This window comes from Solicola gregarius, from assembly GCF_025790165.1.
Taxonomy (GTDB): Bacteria; Actinomycetota; Actinomycetes; order Propionibacteriales; family Nocardioidaceae; genus Solicola; species Solicola gregarius.
The window spans coordinates 924,910-940,999 of record NZ_CP094970.1 but is presented as its reverse complement, the minus strand read 5'-3'; the positions used below and the strand labels follow the sequence as shown (position 1 = coordinate 940,999).

17 protein-coding genes and 1 pseudogene are annotated in these 16,090 nt (G+C 65.2%); 12 read left to right on the top strand and 6 right to left on the bottom strand.

Annotated features, from left to right (window positions below; genetic code table 11):
* Positions 1-116: 116 nt before the first annotated feature.
* The gene (locus tag L0C25_RS04655; RefSeq protein ID WP_271635260.1) at positions 117-530 is read right to left on the bottom strand and encodes a hypothetical protein; all 414 of its coding nucleotides are present in this window, start codon (positions 528-530) and stop codon (positions 117-119) included.
* A 145-nt stretch (positions 531-675) separates the two neighbouring features.
* On the opposite strand from L0C25_RS04655, the gene L0C25_RS04650 reads away from it, so the two are divergent.
* From L0C25_RS04650 to L0C25_RS04645, 3 genes and pseudogenes are all read left to right on the top strand, one after another.
* A complete protein-coding gene (locus tag L0C25_RS04650) occupies positions 676-1,701 on the top strand; it encodes a GlxA family transcriptional regulator (protein ID WP_271635258.1) in 1,026 nt (341 codons plus the stop codon).
* Positions 1,702-2,415: 714 nt separating this feature from the next.
* Positions 2,416-2,703 (top strand): annotated as a pseudogene (locus L0C25_RS24170) (substrate-binding domain-containing protein); the annotation flags it as partial.
* Positions 2,704-2,751: 48 nt separating this feature from the next.
* Positions 2,752-3,054: a hypothetical protein gene (locus tag L0C25_RS04645; RefSeq protein WP_271635257.1), complete on the top strand. Its 303-nt coding sequence runs from the start codon at positions 2,752-2,754 to the stop codon at positions 3,052-3,054.
* Positions 3,055-3,437: 383 nt separating this feature from the next.
* Here the strand turns inward: L0C25_RS04645 and L0C25_RS04640 are convergent, their stop codons facing one another.
* Together L0C25_RS04640 and L0C25_RS04635 are read right to left on the bottom strand one after the other, a co-directional pair.
* Entirely contained in the window at positions 3,438-3,800 is a 363-nt protein-coding gene (locus tag L0C25_RS04640; RefSeq protein ID WP_271635256.1) for a cupin domain-containing protein, read from the bottom strand.
* A 562-nt stretch (positions 3,801-4,362) separates the two neighbouring features.
* The gene (locus L0C25_RS04635) at positions 4,363-4,782 is read right to left on the bottom strand and encodes a TetR/AcrR family transcriptional regulator (RefSeq protein ID WP_271635255.1); all 420 of its coding nucleotides are present in this window, start codon (positions 4,780-4,782) and stop codon (positions 4,363-4,365) included.
* A gap of 79 nt (positions 4,783-4,861) precedes the next feature.
* Between L0C25_RS04635 and L0C25_RS04630 the strand changes: the two genes are divergently transcribed.
* Positions 4,862-5,188, top strand: a complete 327-nt coding sequence (locus tag L0C25_RS04630) for a Cif family virulence factor (protein ID WP_271635254.1) — start codon at positions 4,862-4,864, stop codon at positions 5,186-5,188.
* 12 nt (positions 5,189-5,200) lie between these two features.
* Here L0C25_RS04630 and L0C25_RS04625 read toward each other — a convergent pair whose 3' ends face one another.
* A complete protein-coding gene (locus L0C25_RS04625) occupies positions 5,201-6,256 on the bottom strand; it encodes a pyridoxal phosphate-dependent aminotransferase (protein WP_271635253.1) in 1,056 nt (351 codons plus the stop codon).
* Positions 6,257-6,655: 399 nt separating this feature from the next.
* On the opposite strand from L0C25_RS04625, the gene L0C25_RS04620 reads away from it, so the two are divergent.
* Positions 6,656-7,558 (top strand): 2-hydroxyacid dehydrogenase, encoded by a 903-nt coding sequence (locus tag L0C25_RS04620; protein WP_271635252.1) that lies wholly within the window; start codon positions 6,656-6,658, stop codon positions 7,556-7,558.
* Here the strand turns inward: L0C25_RS04620 and L0C25_RS04615 are convergent.
* Positions 7,549-8,133, bottom strand: a complete 585-nt coding sequence (locus L0C25_RS04615) for a TetR/AcrR family transcriptional regulator (RefSeq protein WP_271635250.1) — start codon at positions 8,131-8,133, stop codon at positions 7,549-7,551. The genes L0C25_RS04620 and L0C25_RS04615 overlap by 10 nt on opposite strands.
* 30 nt (positions 8,134-8,163) lie before the next feature.
* The gene (locus L0C25_RS04610; protein ID WP_271635249.1) at positions 8,164-9,570 is read right to left on the bottom strand and encodes an amidase; all 1,407 of its coding nucleotides are present in this window, start codon (positions 9,568-9,570) and stop codon (positions 8,164-8,166) included.
* A 218-nt stretch (positions 9,571-9,788) separates the two neighbouring features.
* Between L0C25_RS04610 and L0C25_RS04605 the strand changes: the two genes are divergently transcribed.
* The 7 genes from L0C25_RS04605 (at position 9,789) to L0C25_RS04575 (ending at position 16,090) form a co-directional block, all read left to right on the top strand.
* The gene (locus L0C25_RS04605) at positions 9,789-11,255 is read left to right on the top strand and encodes an amidase (RefSeq protein ID WP_271635247.1); all 1,467 of its coding nucleotides are present in this window, start codon (positions 9,789-9,791) and stop codon (positions 11,253-11,255) included.
* Positions 11,256-11,307: 52 nt separating this feature from the next.
* Positions 11,308-12,177, top strand: a complete 870-nt coding sequence (locus tag L0C25_RS04600; RefSeq protein ID WP_271635246.1) for an ABC transporter substrate-binding protein — start codon at positions 11,308-11,310, stop codon at positions 12,175-12,177.
* Positions 12,178-12,278: 101 nt separating this feature from the next.
* Positions 12,279-13,121 carry an amino acid ABC transporter permease gene (locus L0C25_RS04595; protein ID WP_271635245.1) on the top strand — a complete coding sequence of 281 codons (843 nt, stop codon included), beginning with the start codon at positions 12,279-12,281 and terminating at the stop codon, positions 13,119-13,121.
* Positions 13,118-13,924, top strand: a complete 807-nt coding sequence (locus L0C25_RS04590; RefSeq protein WP_333908568.1) for an amino acid ABC transporter ATP-binding protein — start codon at positions 13,118-13,120, stop codon at positions 13,922-13,924. The genes L0C25_RS04595 and L0C25_RS04590 overlap by 4 nt, the downstream gene beginning before the upstream one ends.
* A gap of 7 nt (positions 13,925-13,931) precedes the next feature.
* Positions 13,932-15,008, top strand: a complete 1,077-nt coding sequence (locus L0C25_RS04585; protein WP_271635243.1) for a glycerate kinase — start codon at positions 13,932-13,934, stop codon at positions 15,006-15,008.
* Positions 15,009-15,090: 82 nt separating this feature from the next.
* Positions 15,091-15,738, top strand: a complete 648-nt coding sequence (locus tag L0C25_RS04580; protein WP_271635242.1) for a 4-carboxy-4-hydroxy-2-oxoadipate aldolase/oxaloacetate decarboxylase — start codon at positions 15,091-15,093, stop codon at positions 15,736-15,738.
* Between the two features lie 31 nt (positions 15,739-15,769).
* The gene (locus L0C25_RS04575) at positions 15,770-16,090 is read left to right on the top strand and encodes an NIPSNAP family protein (protein ID WP_271635241.1); all 321 of its coding nucleotides are present in this window, start codon (positions 15,770-15,772) and stop codon (positions 16,088-16,090) included.

The window sequence follows — 16,090 nt, the reverse complement described above, 5'->3', positions numbered from 1 at the left end:
CCAGTATCGACGAACAACCGGGCCACGATATTCACCTAGCTCGGCCGTGCCCTGCAGTCGACGGCTATGCCATGAGGTCGGTCAAGTGCTCGATCATCGTCAGTGCTGCGCTCTGATCATGTCGTCAGACTGGACGCACCTCGTGACCCGGAGGAATCGCGTAGCCATGACACGGCGAACGCTAACGCGAACGCGAGGTGGACGACCAGGAAGATCTTGGCGAGGTCACGCGCTGTTCCGCCGAACACTCCCACAATGTCATTGGCTGCGACGATGCCGAACCCGACGAGGTTCGCCAGGAGGACGGTATTCCTGGCCGCGCTCGGATCCGCGTTGCGAGACATCCAGTTCAGCACCGCGATCCCCAAGAGCGGGCCACCGAGCAGTCGCAGCAATGAGATCAACTCGGAAGACGGGTCCTCCGGGACGGCGTCCACCCCGAACTGTGCCGGCACGAGCAGCAGGGCGAGCCCGATCGCGCCGAGGTAGACCGCCGCGGCCACCAGGATGTACTTCAAGCCCGCGTTCATGTTTGGGTTCCAGGCGAAATCACCGGCCTACCATTGCAGCTGGCACGGGAGAGAACCAGCGAATCAGCCCAGGTGGCTGGATTTCTGGGAAACCTGGCTGATTGACAGCCGACTGCGCCGATCCGGGCTTTCCTACACTGGACCGATGACGACTCCCCGGAAAGTTGTCGTCGTCGGATACGACGGCGCCGAGCTGGTCGACATCGCCTGCGTGACGACGGCGTTCGGGCTTGCCAGTCGGCTCGGAGCCGAACCGGCATACCAGGTCAGGCTCGCGAGCTCGGATGGCGGCGATATCCGGTCCGAGCACGGCGTCATACTTCGCTCGCAGACCAAGCTCGACGTCGTTGGCGATTTCGACACGCTTATCGTCTCCGGTGGAGACGGTCATCAGACGGCGGCCGCCGACGCGCAGCTGATCCGGCAGGTACGACGCCTCGCGCATCGAGCCCGACGGGTCGCCTCGGTGTGTACCGGAGCAACCATCCTGGCTGCCTGTGGGCTCCTGGACGGACGACGTGCGACGACACACTGGATGTACGCGGACGAGCTCGCCGAGCGGTATCCGAAGGTCAATGTCGACTCGGCGCCGATCTTCATTCGAGACGGCGGAATCTCGACGTCCGGAGGGGTGACCGCATCGCTCGACCTCACCCTGGAGCTCGTCGCCGAGGACCACGGTGCGGAGCTCGCGCGCTGGGTGGCGCTGGGCATGGTCACTTATCTGCAGCGACCCGGCAACGAGGCGCAGATGAGCATCTTCACCACGGCGCCTCGACCCGACCACGTAGCCCTACGGGCAGCCATAGATTACGCGGTCGCCAACCCGGGCGGCGACTTGAGTGTCGCGGCGCTTGCTGCGCACGCCGGCGTGAGCGCCCGGCACCTGACCCGACTGTTCCGCGAGCATCTCGACGAGCCGCCCGGGGCGTCCGTGCGCCGGATCCGTCTCGAGATCGCCGCGCGCATGGCTGCGACGACCGACCAGCCCATCTCGCAGGTCGCTCATCAATGTGGATTCGGCTCGGCCGAGAGCATGCGACAGGCGTTCGTCACCAGGTTCGGCGTCAGCCCCCGCACCTTCCGCAAGACGCAGGGCATGACTCAAGAAGTGGGCCGCGCCCCTCAACCTGGGCCCAATGCAACCGACAGGGCGACTGCCTTGTCGTAATCGCCACCATCGCGGGTCGGCCAGATCGTCGACCGAGACCACGCGCGTCACCATCCGCTCGGCGGGCCACAGCCGTCCCCGCACGTAGACGGCGTCCTCCTCCTTGGTGGGTCTGATCTCCGAACGGGGATGGTTCGCATCGATCACCGGTAGAACGCGACCCTGCGAGTGCACGTCCAACCCGGCCTCGACGTCTTCGAAGCGGTCTTCGGGTGGTCGCAAGAATCGGAGACCGAACGGCCCCGACGCGATGGAGGCCGTCAGACGAGTCGCCGACGAAGGCGCTCGGAACAGCCTCAGCCTATCCGCCGCCGATCGGCCGCTGAATCCCGTGGACGTGAGGCGCACTTCGCGGTTAGCGCCGAGCCGTCTCTAGATGTGCTGCTCTCGGAGAGATCGCCGCCGAAGGAGTGGTCCCGCATCGTCGATGCGGGCGGTTCGTCGTCGCTACTGTTCGGCAGCGGCAGCTCGAACCTCGGGCGTTCGCTCGAGGAACGGCGTGCGCCTCTCCGATTCCGGCTGAGCGAGCATCCTGCCGCAAGACTACTGGTTCCCTCGTCGAGGCCGGATTCCGCGTCGAGGATGGCCACCGGGCAGGCCACCGCCTGTTCGCCAACGAGTCACGCCCAACCGCGGTGTTCGCCGCTACCGACAACGAGGCAATCGGCGTGATCGGCGCCGCCCGCCAGATCGGCCTAAGAGGTCGGACGAGACTTCGCAACCGTCGGATATCACGACATGTCAATCTCTGCTGAGCTGAGCATTCCTCTCTCAAGCATTCACTCGCCCCTCACCCAAGTCGGAGACTGCGCGACCGACCTTCTCCTGAGACGCATCTCCGGAGAAGCCGTCGAGAGTCTCCGACTCGCGCCCTCACTCGTCGTTCGCGAGTCAGTCGCCAATCGTGGGCCGGGAGCCCCGGAAGGTAGCGCTGCCGCACGACGCGACGGCTACGTGTCGAACCCCTGCGCGACGGTTGGATGTCGAGAGCTCGACCTTTGACTCGGCACAAGACGGTCCTCGTGAAGCAGCCACAAGTATGCTCGCCTCATGGCAAGCGAGGACGACGAGGTTCAGCTCTGTTGTCTGCTCTGGGCAAACGACCGAGAAGCGGTAGGGCTGACGGAGTACGAGGATCGTGTGTTGGCGCTGGTCCCAGAGCACGGTGGGCAGGTTGTTCAGCGTGCCCTGAGCGACGGCCGAGATGGTCAGCCCCACGAGGTTCAGCTGTTCCGTTTCGCCTCACAGCAGATGCTCGACTCCTACCTGGCCGACCCTCGCAGGGCTTCACTTGCTGCGGAACGCGACCGCGTCATAAAGCGAACTGAGGTGTTCCCCATCCGCTTTCCATAGATTTCCGATGAGCCACGAGCCGCTGAACGGGGCTGCGTAGCGGTCTACCGCAGACCCTGCATGACGCCCGCCGCGCGGCGTGCGCGGCGCGGATGACCGGCCAACGCCGCTAGCACGAGAGCATCCACCAGATCCGGGAGCGAAACTGCGCGAACGCGGTCGTCGGAATCGGCGCTTGCAGCAGATCACCGCGTTGTGCTCGGCAACGGTCCGCTCGCCACCGGAGCGACCCTCCCCCACAGCCACCCTGCCGTGACGGCACCTCAACTCGCCGAACTCCAGGTCTTCGAGAACGACGCGTACAGCCGGACCTGCGTGTCGTCCAGCTTGAGGTGGTTGCTACCGCTGGGCATAGGTCACTCTTCAGCAACAACGAGTACTGACTACCTGAGCGGGGGCGCCGCAGATGGCTGCCGGTCGCCGCGCGTCGTCGGCGAGCTGATCACGAGGAAGCGCACATCCTCGGCACCGGGATTCGTGAAGCGGTGCGCCAGCCCCGGCGCGATCTCGACGCCCTGCCCCGCCCGCAGCGGCAGATCACCCGTCGTCGTCTGCACCACAGCGGATCCGTCCAACAGCACGAAGAACTGCCGCGCTACGGCGTGCACGTGCCACTCCTCAGCTCCGCCCGGTGGCACGCACTCCTCGATCACGGAGAGGTCGTCGCGGTCGAGCAGCCGCCAACCGTCACTCACCCCGCCCCACACGTAGTGTTCTGCGGTGCTGCGGTCGACAGGTTTGGCCATGATGTCAGCCTAAATGGGCACCTCATCGAACCTGGCGCCGCCACTGCCCGACGCCTCGCGCCGAGCGCGTGCGGCACCGCCATGATGAGGGTGGCCGTGGCGACCACGATCAGGAGGCTGGTCGCGGCGGCGATCTGGAATCCCGTGGTGCACGCGTCTCGGAGCCAGGTCGAGGAGCTGGGTTGCGAGGGCGTCGGGAGGTGCGTGGACGTGCTGTGTTTCCAGAGTCCCTCGGTCCACGGAACAACGCATGCCGCCCGGAAACGTCCGCGAATCCGACCGTCGTATCGGTGAACCAGTCTCGTAGCGGCCACCGGAATGCGATCAACGGCTACGTCGGCCTGAGGGGAGTGCCTCACCCGTGTCGGTTGGAGGGCTCTGTCCGAGGGTCTTCTAGTGCGAAATCGCAACGAGTCATCCGAGAATGGCCGCGGCGAGATCGCGTGTGGCGCGAGTTGGATGCTGTCCGTCGTGGGTCGCTCCCACCACCAAGGTTCCCTCGATCAGCAGGTGGAGCTTCTCGGCCGCGGGCTCGGGGCTGGCATGGCCTGACGCCACGAGTTCACGCACGAGAAGTTCGCGGAGGCGCCGCCGGAACTCCTTGGTCTCCGCATGTGCCGGATTTGTGAGGATCTGCGATGCCGAGGTCGGTGGCGAAGTACCGACAGCCTCGGAAGTCCGCGTTCGAGACGAGTTCGTCGCGCCGATCTAACAGTCCGAGAAGCCTCGCTCGAGGTTCCGCGGCGTCGGCCAACGCGACTTCGTACCATCCGAGATCCTCATCGGCCGCGCGGCGGAGAACCGCTGCCACCAGTCCGTCCTTGCCTCCGAAGTGCTCGTACAGCGACCTGCGTGCAACGTTCGCCTCTTTGAGCAGTGCGCCTACTCTGACCGAGACGCCGCGCGCGTAGAAGAGTTGCTGACCGGCCACAAGAAGTCGTTCCCGCTGGCAGGGGGTGGTCTTCGTGGTCGTCTGCTCCATGCACCTCCGCTTGACAGCAGACCGACCACTCTATCCCGCTCTCAAATGGACCACTCAGTCTACATCTGAGGAGGGTGACATGACCACATCGGAGCAGACCACCAACGACACCGCCGAGACGATTGCGCGGTTCAACGACGCCTGCCGACGCCGCGACAAGGAGGCATTGGCCGATGTCGTCCATGACGACTGTCTGATGGTGTCGGCCCAGCCGGCACCCGACGGCGCATCGTATGTGGGGAAGGACTCGTGCGTGGCGTCCTGGGCGGAGCTATTGTCCCCATCGCTTCGCGTTCTGGGAGAGGTCCAAACCGACACGGATCTGGACGCAATGCGACGCCCCGGCGTGGTGCCCACAGTGCCACGAGATCGGCGGTGCGAGGCGGCCGTGGACCGGTTCAGGTGACCGAAGCGCGTCCTATGGCTGCAGAGGTAGGCGGTCGAAGAAGTCGGTGATGATCGGTACGGCCGTTTCCAGCCGCTCCATCGACGTAGCGAACGACAACCGGATGAATCCCTCGCCGTCAGGTCCATACTCGCTCCCCGCACGGACCACGACGCCCCTGGAGAGCAGCTGCTCACTGACCCACACCGAGTCATAGGAGTGGCGGTATCCGACGAGTGCATAGAACGCGCCTTCCGGACGCCTGACGGTCAAGGTCCGACAAGCCGCAAGCTGACGGATCAGCACATCTCTCTTTCGCTCGTACTCAGCAGCCATGGCGGTGAGGCTGGAACTCTCCATCTCACACGCGACCATCGCCGCACGTTGCACGAACGCATTGCACGAGCCGTTCATCGTCGCGTGGACGCGGGCCACAGGCTTGAGAAGCTCAGCGGGTCCCGCGACGTAGCCAAGTCTCCATCCCGTCATCGCGTATGTCTTCGAGAAGGTCTGGACGTACAGCGCATGCTCGGCGAGATCAGTGACACCCAGAACGGAGGTGAATTTCGTCCCGTCGAACACGATGCGGTCGTACGCCTCATCCGCGACCACCATGACTCCCGAACGCTCTGCAAGAGCCGCCAGGGTCCGGAGCTCGTGCGCTGTGTGGACCATCCCCGTCGGGTTGCTCGGATTGGCGAACACCATCATCCTCGCGCCGACGAAGGCTTCCTCAAGAGCCTTCAGATCCCAGTGCAGGTCGTCACTGAGGGCGACCAACCGTGAGACTCCGCCGGCGAGAGTCACGACGTCCTCGTAAAGGGAGTACGCCGGCTGCGGGATCACAACCACATCGCCCGGATCGATCAGCGCGAGCATCACCGCGGCGAGTGCTGAGGTGGCACCGTGTGTCACGAGCACTTGATCGGCTCGCCACGCGATGCCGGAACGCTGTTGGAGCTGGTTGGCCAGTGCCGCCCGAAGTTCGGGCAATCCTCGCTGGTCGACGTAGTGAGTCTCGCCGTTACGCAGGGACGCAACGCACGCCTCGACGATCTCGTCGGGAGTGTCCAGCGTCGGCTCGCCCATGGCCAGGCTGACGGATCCGTGCGGCGGCGTGGTCATGATCGGCCGTCGCGAGCGCTGAATGAGGTCTCGAGCGCGATTTGCCGGGCGCGTCCGGCCTGCGGTCGTGTGGTCGGCCATGATCTGGTCCTGTTGTCGACTCATAAAGAAGAGTATACTCTTGTTTAATGTCGACCACGATCTGCGGGTATCAGAGCCGAGAGGGTCGATGTCTATTCTGTTGTTGGTGGAACAGCGCTACTAGCCAAGCCTCTCGCCATCTACGAAGTGATGGGTATAGTGCGACTTATGTCGCAGTTAAGGTAGGTCACGGTGGAGCATCACCCAAGCGGTCATGTCTTCGTCACGCAGCAGCTGCCCGATCGCGTCTCCTCCGCGCTCGCGGCCCTGCCCCTTCCGGTCGTGTATGGCGGCCGTGGCGCGCCCAGTCAGGAGGACCTGCGACACGGGGCCACTGGGGCGATCGCGATCATCTCGACGGTCAACGAGACGATCGACAGCGCCGTGATGGACGCAGCTGGTCCCGGTCTGCGCATTGTCGCCAATTGTGCTGTGGGATACGACAACGTCGATCTCGCCGCTGCCAACGAGCGGGATGTCCTTGTCTCGAACACCCCCGGTGTCCTGGATAAGGCGACGGCGGACGTTGCGTTCGGTCTGCTCCTCGCGACGGCGAGGCGCATCGTAGAAGCCGACCACCACATCAGGACGCATCCGGACTGGCACTGGGGACCACGGGAGTTTCTTGGGCGCGACCTCAGCGCGGGAACCACGCTGGGCATCGTCGGGATGGGAAGGATCGGTTTCGAGATGGCGCGTAGCGCCACCGCGTTCGACATGCGCGTGCTCGCGTACGATCCCAGACCGTTGGATCGGCGATCGGTTGATCTGGGAGTGGTGGCGGCGGACCTCGAGACGGTGCTCGCGAGCAGCGACGCGATCACGCTGCACTGTCCCCTCACCCCTCAGACGCGACATCTCATGAATGAGCGGACCTTGGCACTCATGAAGCAGGGGGCGGTCCTGGTCAACACGGCGCGCGGTCCGCTCGTCGACGAAGCGGCACTGCATCGTGTCCTCGTGTCAGGTCAGCTGTCGGGCGCCGGTCTCGACGTATTCGAGGACGAACCGCGCATCTACCCGGGCCTTGTCGAGCTCGCCAACGTCGTCCTGCTGCCGCACATTGCGAGTGCCGGTGACCACACCCGTGGAGCGATGGCCCTGCTCGCCATCGACAACGTGCGGCACTGCCTGGAGGGGCGACCGTTACCCACGCCGGTGGGATGCGTACCGGATCAGCGGTAGGAAACCCACCGCGCGAGTGAGCCTTCGAACACGGCCAAGAGCTGTTCGGCACACTGCGCGGCGGTAAGTTCCATCTCGGCGTGAAGGTCAAGGATCTCTCGAGGGTCGAACAGGATGTTCCACAGGAAAAGTGCCCGCTCCTCGTCGTGGACCTCGAGCTCCAAGCCCTGTGCCTCCGCTGCCTGCAGTATGGGGCGCAGCAGGGCGTCTCGCAGTGCGAGCAGATAGTCCGCACCCTGACGGAGCCGCGCCAGGTATCCCCGGCGCGAGCGCATGTGGACAGTGGCGGGTCCGTGTACGAGACACAGGTCGACCCATTTGCGTGCAACGCGCGGCAGTAGCAGGCTTCCCGGAGTTTCGAGGCTCAGGCTGTAGGTGCGGAGCTCGTGGGCCACGTCCAGCATGTACGCCTCGAACAGCGACTCGAGACTGGGGAAGTGACGATAGGCCGTTGCCACCGACAGGCCGGCGCTCTCGGCTATTGCGTTCATGGTGACCGAGGATCCGGACTCGCGGACGAGCTCGCCGGCAGCCTGCAGGAGCTCGGCGCGATTGCGTCGACCGTCACTGCGCACGACCGCCACCTCCTCGCTCTCGACGGACGGTCACTGGACCCTACCCTTGCCACGTCGGCGGGTGCGTGTCGACCGAGGTGGCCCGCCGGCTGTCGGGAACTCACGCTGCCAGGCCTCTGCGATGCGGAGGAGGTGCCAATCCTTGCCACGGGCGCCGACGAGCTGGACCGACAGCGGCATACCGTCGGAGGTCAGTCCAACAGGCACGGCGATAGCTGGTGCGCCCACAACGTTGAAAGGCATTCGCGGAGACAGAGCTCTCGAACCGTCGTCGCGCAGGTCGGGGCCGATCGCCGGACCCGGAGGCGAAAGCGTCGTGATCGTGACGAGTGCGTCGACGTGAGCCATCGTCCGGTCGAACATGCGTGTCAGGTCCGCCCGCAGTCGACGTGCGTCCGCCAGCTCGGCCGCCGAGATGTGCGCACCTGATGTCAGCCGCCGGTAGGTCGACCGATGCATGTCGGCGCCTCGAGTCTCCAGACGGTGGCGGAACTCTCGGTAGGCCTCGGCGTGCAGGATCGTCGCCCCGCAGCGCTGATAGACCTCGAGCGGTGCGGGATCGACGCGCTCGATGATCGCCCCCTGTGTGCGCATTCCGGCGACCGCGCGGGCCAGTGCGGCGGAGACCTCGGCGTCGACCCGTCGAGATGCCGCGGACCCGAGGTCGACGACACCCAGGCGCATCCCTTCCAGGCGCGGTGCAGGACCTGTCGGCGACAGATCCAACAGCGAACGCAGCACCAGGGCCGCGTCCTCGACATCCCGTGTGACGACGCCGACGTCGTCCAGCGAGGGTGCGAGGGGGAGCACCCCGCGGCGGTCGATGAGGTCATGGCTGGGCTTCAAGCCCACGACTCCGCAGTGCGCGGCCGGTAGCCGAATCGAGCCCGCGGTGTCACTCCCAATTGCGATCGGCACGAGCCCTGCCGCCACCGCCACGCCGCAGCCACTCGACGAGCCCCCAGTCGAACGCTCGTGGTTCCACGGGTTCCTCGGAGCAGGCACCGCGGAGTCCTCCGCCGTAAGTCCGATGCCGAGCTCCTCCAGCACGAGCTTGCCGATCAGGATCGCACCCGCATCTGTCAGCCGCGAGACGACCTTCGCGTCAGCCGTCGGCAGCAGGTCGCCGTCGGTCGAACGACTGCCAGCTGCCGATGCGTGTCCGCGCACGTCGACCGAGTCCTTCACGGCGAATACGACACCCTCGAGTGGGCCGGCGGGCCGGCAGCCACGACGCTCGTCACTCCTCCGGGCACTCTCCATGGCCTCATCGGGGTACGTCTCGACAAACGAGCCATTCTCGGCCTCGACGATGGCAGCGATGACGTCCTCTACGTAACGGACGGCCATGAATTCGCCTCGCTCCATCGCCCGCGCCGCCTCGCTGGCAGTGCAGGCCGCCGCCCGTCCGGGCGACCGGCTGGAAGTCGTCGTCACGAGCCACTCCTCACACAAATGCGTCGACTATCTCAGGTATATGGGGTTTCGACTCAGATCGCAAGAACTGCGTTGCCCTGTGCATGCCCACATGATCTAGCAGCAAGGCGTTTGTGCGTTCTACCAGCCCAGGATTCGTAGCGCTTGACGCAAGGCGATTTAAGTGAGAAGTTACTCTCAATTATGGCTTTAGTGGCGAGTGTGAGGAGAGATGCCCAGTGCCTTCGCTGCACCGAGATGATGGCGCCGATCTGACGCTCCTGTCGGCAGTCGACCTCGTCCGGAGGTTCTTCCGTCGCGAGCTTTCGCCGGTCGAGGTCATGCGCTGGACGATCGAGCGGTGCGAGCGCATCAATCCATCGCTCAACGCACTCGTGGACACCCTTTTCGAGGATGCGCTCGATCAGGCTGTGCAGGCCGAGCGACGGTACCTGCACGGCACGGCTCGACCGCTCGAAGGTATTCCGGTTGCGCTCAAGGCACAGCAGCCGATGAAAGGGCGGCCCTGGGCCGACGGGTCCGTCGCCCTGGCTGACCGTGTTGCGGACGTCGACCATCCGATCGTCGCACGGATCCGTGCGGCCGGTGGGATCATCCATGCTCGGACGGCCACCCCCGAGTTCTGCTGCATGCCGTTCACGCACTCGATCCTCTGGGGTACGACGCGAAACCCGTGGAACCCCGACCTGAGTCCGGGTGGCTCGTCGGGCGGCTCGGTCGCCGCGCTCGCCTCTGGGATGACCGTACTGGCGACCGGCTCGGACAGCGGCGGCTCGCTACGCAGCCCCGCCTCGTTCACCGGCACGGTCGGCTTCAAACCGGCCTACGGGACAGTCGCGACGATCTCGCCCGCCAACCTCGATCCGTTCTGGCAGGACGGAGCGCTCGCACGTACGGTCGATGACTGCGCGCTGCTCCACGAGATCATCGCAGGCCAGGATCGCTCCGACATGAGTTCGCTGCCACGCATCGGCGGACGTCCGGCGCCGACGACGCCGGTACGCGTAGCGGTCCTGACCAACCTTGGCAACTGGCGCGTCGACCACGAAATCGTCGCGGACGTCACCCGGGTGAGTGTTGCTCTCGCCGAGGCCGGGACGGAAGTGCGTCCGGCCGAACTCGGCTGGGATCGGGTGAGTGTCAATCGCCTGGCGGACGCCCACTTCGGCGACCACAGTGCCGCCGACATCGCTCGCCTGGCCACGACCTCGGACGATCTCACCGACTACGCGCGCTCCTTCGCTCAACGGACCACCGAGGCGGCCCGGCACCTCACACCTCAGGACCGTCACCGTGAGACCGGCGACATGTACCGGCAGGTCGCCGAGCTGCTCGAGCGCGTCGACATCATCATCTGCCCGACAGTGGGAATCACCGGGCTGACGGCAGGTGAGGCCTACCTGTCGGAGCTCCCGACCGTGGACGGCATGCGCCTCGAGTCGTTGAGTGACATCAACCTGACCCGACCGTTCAACATCCTCAACCGGCTTCCCGCCATCTCTGTCCCTTCGGGTCGCATCGCGTCGTCGGGACTGCCGCTAGGCATCCAGATCGTCGGCCGACCGTACGACGAGCCGACCGTTCTGTCGTTCGCCAGATCGGTCGAGCGGATCCTGCGACCGTCGCGTCGTTGGCCGATCGTCGCTCGGTCGTCGCCCACGGTCCCCAAACCCAGACCCCGCTGAGAAGAGAGCTCCCATGTGTCGTCAATCAAAGTCAGGCTCACGCCTGCTCCAGATGATCGCCGTCGCGCTTCTGACCCTGGTCAGTGCAGGCTGCACGGCCGAGGTGGGCGCGCGGATCGACCCGCCGTCGAACAACGTCAATCCCGACTATGCCTCGTCGCTGCCGGCGTCGGTGCGCAACGAGACGGTGATCCGGATCGGAGCGGACGCTTCGACACCGCCCTACCTGTTCGTCAACGAGAACGGGGAGCTCGACGGACTCGAGTTCGACTTCATGCAAGCGCTCAGCAAGGAGATGGGGGTCAGGATCCAGGTCGTGGCGACCTCGTTCTCCGGGCTGGTGCCCAGCCTGTTGTCGGGCCGTATCGACGCCGGCATGTCCAACTTCAGTGACACCATCGAGCGTGAGGCGCAGGTCGACTTTGTCGACTACACCCGATCCGCCGACCGTATCCTCGTCGGCCGTGGAAATCCGTACCATGTGCGCACCACTGATGACCTGTGCGGTCTGAAGGTCTCCGCGACGCAGGGAACGACCTCGGCCGCCGGCACGGCAGAGCTCTCCGGGGATTGTGTCTCCCACGGTCGTCCCGCCATCGCCGTCCTGCTCGTGCCTTCGCTCGGCGACACCATGATTCAAGTCCAGAGCGGACGCGCGGACGCACTCGTGACCGACCAGGCTCAGGTTCGCTTTCAGCAGCGCTCGACGGACGGTCTCGTCGAGCCGGCCGGCGGTCTCACGGGACCCAACTACCACGGCATCGCTACGACCAAGGCCAATAGCGGGCTTCGGGATGCGCTCCTGCGTGCGTTCCAGCAGCTGTTCGTCGACGGCACCTACGACGAGATCTTGAAGAAGTGGAACCAGCCGATACTCCGAATCGACGCACCGATCATCAATGCGGAAGGGCAAGGATCATGACTGCGCAATTCGAACACCAACAGAACGTGAGTGTGGAGGGCTCACTCAAAGAGCTCAGGGTCGTTCCTCTGAAGCATGTCGGCAGGCACGCAGTCGCGGTCGTGACCGTCCTGGCCCTGGCCTGGCTCCTCGTGAAGATCGCCGGCAGCCCCAACATGCACTGGCCGGATGTCTTCGACTACCTGTTCTCCAAGACGATCATGCTCGGTGTCCTGATCACGATCCAGCTGACGATCTTGTGCATGATGCTGGGAACGGTCCTCGGGCTCCTGGTCGCGATCATGCGAATGTCGAGCAGCGTCTTCCTCAGGTCGGCCGCGGCGGGGTACGTGTGGTTCTTCCGCGGCACGCCGGTCCTCGTGCAGCTGATCTTCTGGTACAACCTGTCCCTGCTGTTCCCCCGCATTGGCCTGTTCGTCCCCTTCACCGACGTCGGCGGCAGCGCCGCGACCAACTCGGTCATCAGCGCACTCATGGCATCAGTGCTCGGCCTGGGACTCAACGTCGGCGCGTACATGGCCGAGATATTCCGTGGCGGCATCCTCGCGGTCGATCCGGGACAGGTCGAGGCCGCCACGGCTCTGGGGATGCATCGTAGTCGCGTCCTACGCAAGATCGTGCTTCCTCAGGCGATGCGGGTCGTCATCCCACCGTCCGGCAATCAGTTCATCGACTTGATGAAGGCCACGGCGATGGTCGCCTTCATAGCCGGCGGCGACCTCCTCACTCGCACCCAACAGATCTACTCGATGAACTTCCTCGTCATACCGCTCCTGGTAGTCGCTAGCCTCTGGTATCTCGCGCTGACGACGCTTGCCACCGTCGGCCAGCACTTCCTCGAGCGTCGGTTCGGTAGAAGTACGACGCACACCAGGCCCAAGACATCCGCCTCCAGTCGCCTCGCCAATCTCGCACCCTGGCGCCGATCGAAGGAGCTCGCATGACCGCCTTGACCAACCCTGCGGCCGTGACGTCCGATCGCGGCGAGACCCCGATGCTCAACGTCATCAATGTCCACAAGAGCTTCAACGGGATTCCCGTGCTCAAAGGGGTCTCGCTGCGAGTGAAGCGTGGAGAAGTACTGTGCATCCTCGGCCCGTCGGGCTCCGGCAAGAGCACACTGTTGCGCAGCGTCAACCATCTGGAGCGCATCGACACCGGGGCAATACTGCTTGACGATTCATACGTCGGATATCGCCGAGCAGGCGACCTGCTCCACGAGCTCAAGCCCAACGACGTCGCTGACCAGCGAGCGGACATCGGCATGGTCTTTCAGCGCTTCAACCTGTTCTCGCATCTGACAGTCCTCGAGAACATCGTCGAAGCCCCGATCGGCGTACGTCACGAGTCGCGCACCTCGGCGGAGGCGCGCGGTCGTGAGCTCCTCACGCAGGTTGGGCTGGACGGACGCGAAGATTCATATCCATCCCAGCTGTCCGGCGGACAGCAGCAGCGCGTCGCGATCGCCCGGGCTCTGGCAATGGATCCCAAGGTCATGCTGTTCGACGAACCCACGTCGGCTCTCGACCCCGAGCTGGTCGGTGAGGTGCTCGCCGTGATGCGCAGCCTGGCGACGGCGGGTCAGACGATGCTCGTGGTGACCCACGAGATCGGCTTCGCACGTGAGGTTGCAGACCGCGTGATCTTCATGGATGACGGACTTGTCGTTGAAGAAGGTTCCGCCGCCGACGTGCTGACCAACCCTCGCCACGCCCGAACCCGCGACTTCCTCGGAAAGGTCCTGTGACGGGATCGTGACCGAGGTGTTGCTGTGCCCCGACAAGTTCAAGGGGTCGCTGACCGCCGCGGAGGTGAGTGACTCGCTCCGTGCGGGTATCGCGGACGTGCGGCCGGGGGTGCGGGTCGAATCGTTCGAGGTATCGGACGGCGGCGACGGACTGCTCGACGCAGTGGTGCCACACGGATTCGCCATCCGCACGCTCACGGCCCAGGGACCGACCGGTCAACCGCGGATGGCACGCATCGCGACTCGGGGAAGTACCTCGATCATCGAGCTCGCAGAAGTCGTCGGGCTCCGACGGCTGTCCGACGACCGACCGGCTCCTCTGACGGCATCGACCTACGGACTCGGGCAGGCGATGCTCGCGGCGATCGATGCTGGCTCGACTGAGCTCGTCGTCGGGCTAGGTGGCAGCGCTTCGACCGACGGCGGTGCCGGCATGGTCGAGGCGCTCGGTGCGCGGCTTGGCTGGCGCGGTCGGCGCCCACCCGCACGCGGCGGCGGGGGCCTCGCGGGTGTGGCGAGCGTCGAGCTGTCCGAACTCGATCGCCGTCTCCGGCACACCAGTATTACGCTCGCGGCTGACGTCGACCATCCCTTGCTGGGCGAACGTGGAAGCGCTCGAACCTTCGCCGCTCAGAAGGGCGCCACGCCGCAGGAGATCTACCTCCTAGAGGCGGCTATGGCGAAGTGGGCGGCGGTGGTAACGACAGCCACCGGCATGGATGTCGCGGATCGGCCCGGCGCCGGCGCGGCCGGCGGGACGGGCTTCGCCGCGATGGCCATCCTCGGAGCCACAATGCGATCCGGGATCGACTTCCTGCTCCGACTGGGCGATTTCACCCAGCAGATCGGCTCTGCAGACCTCGTCATCGTCGGCGAAGGATCGCTCGACCAGCAGTCGCTTCGAGGCAAGGCTCCGATCGGGGTAGCGAACGCTGCCACGGCCGCCGGCGTTGAGGTCATCGCGATCTGCGGGGTCAACCGGCTCGACGAGATGCAGAGCCGCGAGGCGGGATTGGCAGGCGTCTACTCGCTGGATGCCTCGAACCCGACCCTCAACGCAGCATCGAACGGGCCAGGCCGTTAGTGCGAAGCCTGGCCAGAACGATCGCCCGACGCCATCTCCGCTCACCTACCAATCAACCCGCAACGACAGAAAGGCGGCACTCATGAGCACGATCGCACGATCCGTCCTCGAGTCCTACACGCGGCTGGGAGCCGCCACGGTGCATGAGGCCCAGGGCCGCACTGGAGCCCTCGACAGTGCGATCAAGCCCGTCGATCCGCGCAAGGTTCTCGTTGGGAGGGCGCTAACGGTCGACTCCCGGCCCGGAGACAACCTCGCGATCCAGTATGCCGTCACGGTCGCCAAACCCGGCGACGTACTCGTCGTTGACGCAAAGGCGTACACGGAGGGTGGCGCGTGGGGCGATCTCCTCACTCTGTCAGCTCAACAGCATGGCATCTCGGGACTCGTGATCGACGGATCGGTGCGAGACATCCAGGCCATTATCGAGATGGGATTCCCAGTGTTCTCGCGGGCCATCAGTATCAAGGGCACCGACAAGAATCAGCCAGGCGGTGTCGGAAGTGGCATCGTGTGCGGTGGAGTCAACATTGCTACGGGAGATCTGATCGTGGGTGATGCGGACGGTGTCGTGGCGGTCTTAGCGGACCGGGTCGACGAGGTCCTCCGCCTGGCCGTTGGTCGCGAGCAATCGGAGGAGTCGACTCGCCAGGAGATCCTGAAGGGGCGGACGCTGATCGACATTCTCGACCTGCACGAGCGGGTCCGTGCGCTTGGTTACGATCGATGATGCCCGGGGCGTCATCGATCGAGGGGCGCATATGATCACGTGTGTCGTCCACTACACAATCGACCCCGAGCAGATCGAGGCATTCGAGGCATTCGCCCGTCGCTGGGTCGGGCTGGTGGACCACCACGGTGGAGAACACCACGGCTACTTCCTGCCGTCAGAGGGCGCTAGTGACAAGGCGCTCGCCCTGTTCACATTCCCCAGCCTCGCCGCGTACGAGCAGTACCGAAACCTTTTCGGGGTCGACCCCGAGTTCATCGCGGCCGAGCGCATCCCCGAAGACAGTCGGTGCGTCGTGCGCTACGAACGCACGTTTATGCGTCCTGTACTTTCGAGCGGTGAGAGGTCGTGA

What these genes read in the sequence shown, in the direction of transcription:
- L0C25_RS04590 (WP_333908568.1), top strand. Translation starts at nt 13,118, where the DNA reads ATGACCGCCTTGACCAACCCTGCGGCCGTGACGTCCGATCGCGGCGAG.
- L0C25_RS04600 (WP_271635246.1), top strand. Translation starts at nt 11,308, where the DNA reads ATGATCGCCGTCGCGCTTCTGACCCTGGTCAGTGCAGGCTGCACGGCC.
- L0C25_RS04580 (WP_271635242.1), top strand. Translation starts at nt 15,091, where the DNA reads ATGAGCACGATCGCACGATCCGTCCTCGAGTCCTACACGCGGCTGGGA.
- L0C25_RS04640 (WP_271635256.1), bottom strand. Translation starts at nt 3,800, where the DNA reads ATGGCCAAACCTGTCGACCGCAGCACCGCAGAACACTACGTGTGGGGC.
- L0C25_RS04650 (WP_271635258.1), top strand. Translation starts at nt 676, where the DNA reads ATGACGACTCCCCGGAAAGTTGTCGTCGTCGGATACGACGGCGCCGAG.
- L0C25_RS04630 (WP_271635254.1), top strand. Translation starts at nt 4,862, where the DNA reads ATGACCACATCGGAGCAGACCACCAACGACACCGCCGAGACGATTGCG.
- L0C25_RS04625 (WP_271635253.1), bottom strand. Translation starts at nt 6,256, where the DNA reads ATGGGCGAGCCGACGCTGGACACTCCCGACGAGATCGTCGAGGCGTGC.
- L0C25_RS04575 (WP_271635241.1), top strand. Translation starts at nt 15,770, where the DNA reads ATGATCACGTGTGTCGTCCACTACACAATCGACCCCGAGCAGATCGAG.
- L0C25_RS04635 (WP_271635255.1), bottom strand. Translation starts at nt 4,782, where the DNA reads ATGGAGCAGACGACCACGAAGACCACCCCCTGCCAGCGGGAACGACTT.
- L0C25_RS04655 (WP_271635260.1), bottom strand. Translation starts at nt 530, where the DNA reads ATGAACGCGGGCTTGAAGTACATCCTGGTGGCCGCGGCGGTCTACCTC.
- L0C25_RS04645 (WP_271635257.1), top strand. Translation starts at nt 2,752, where the DNA reads ATGGCAAGCGAGGACGACGAGGTTCAGCTCTGTTGTCTGCTCTGGGCA.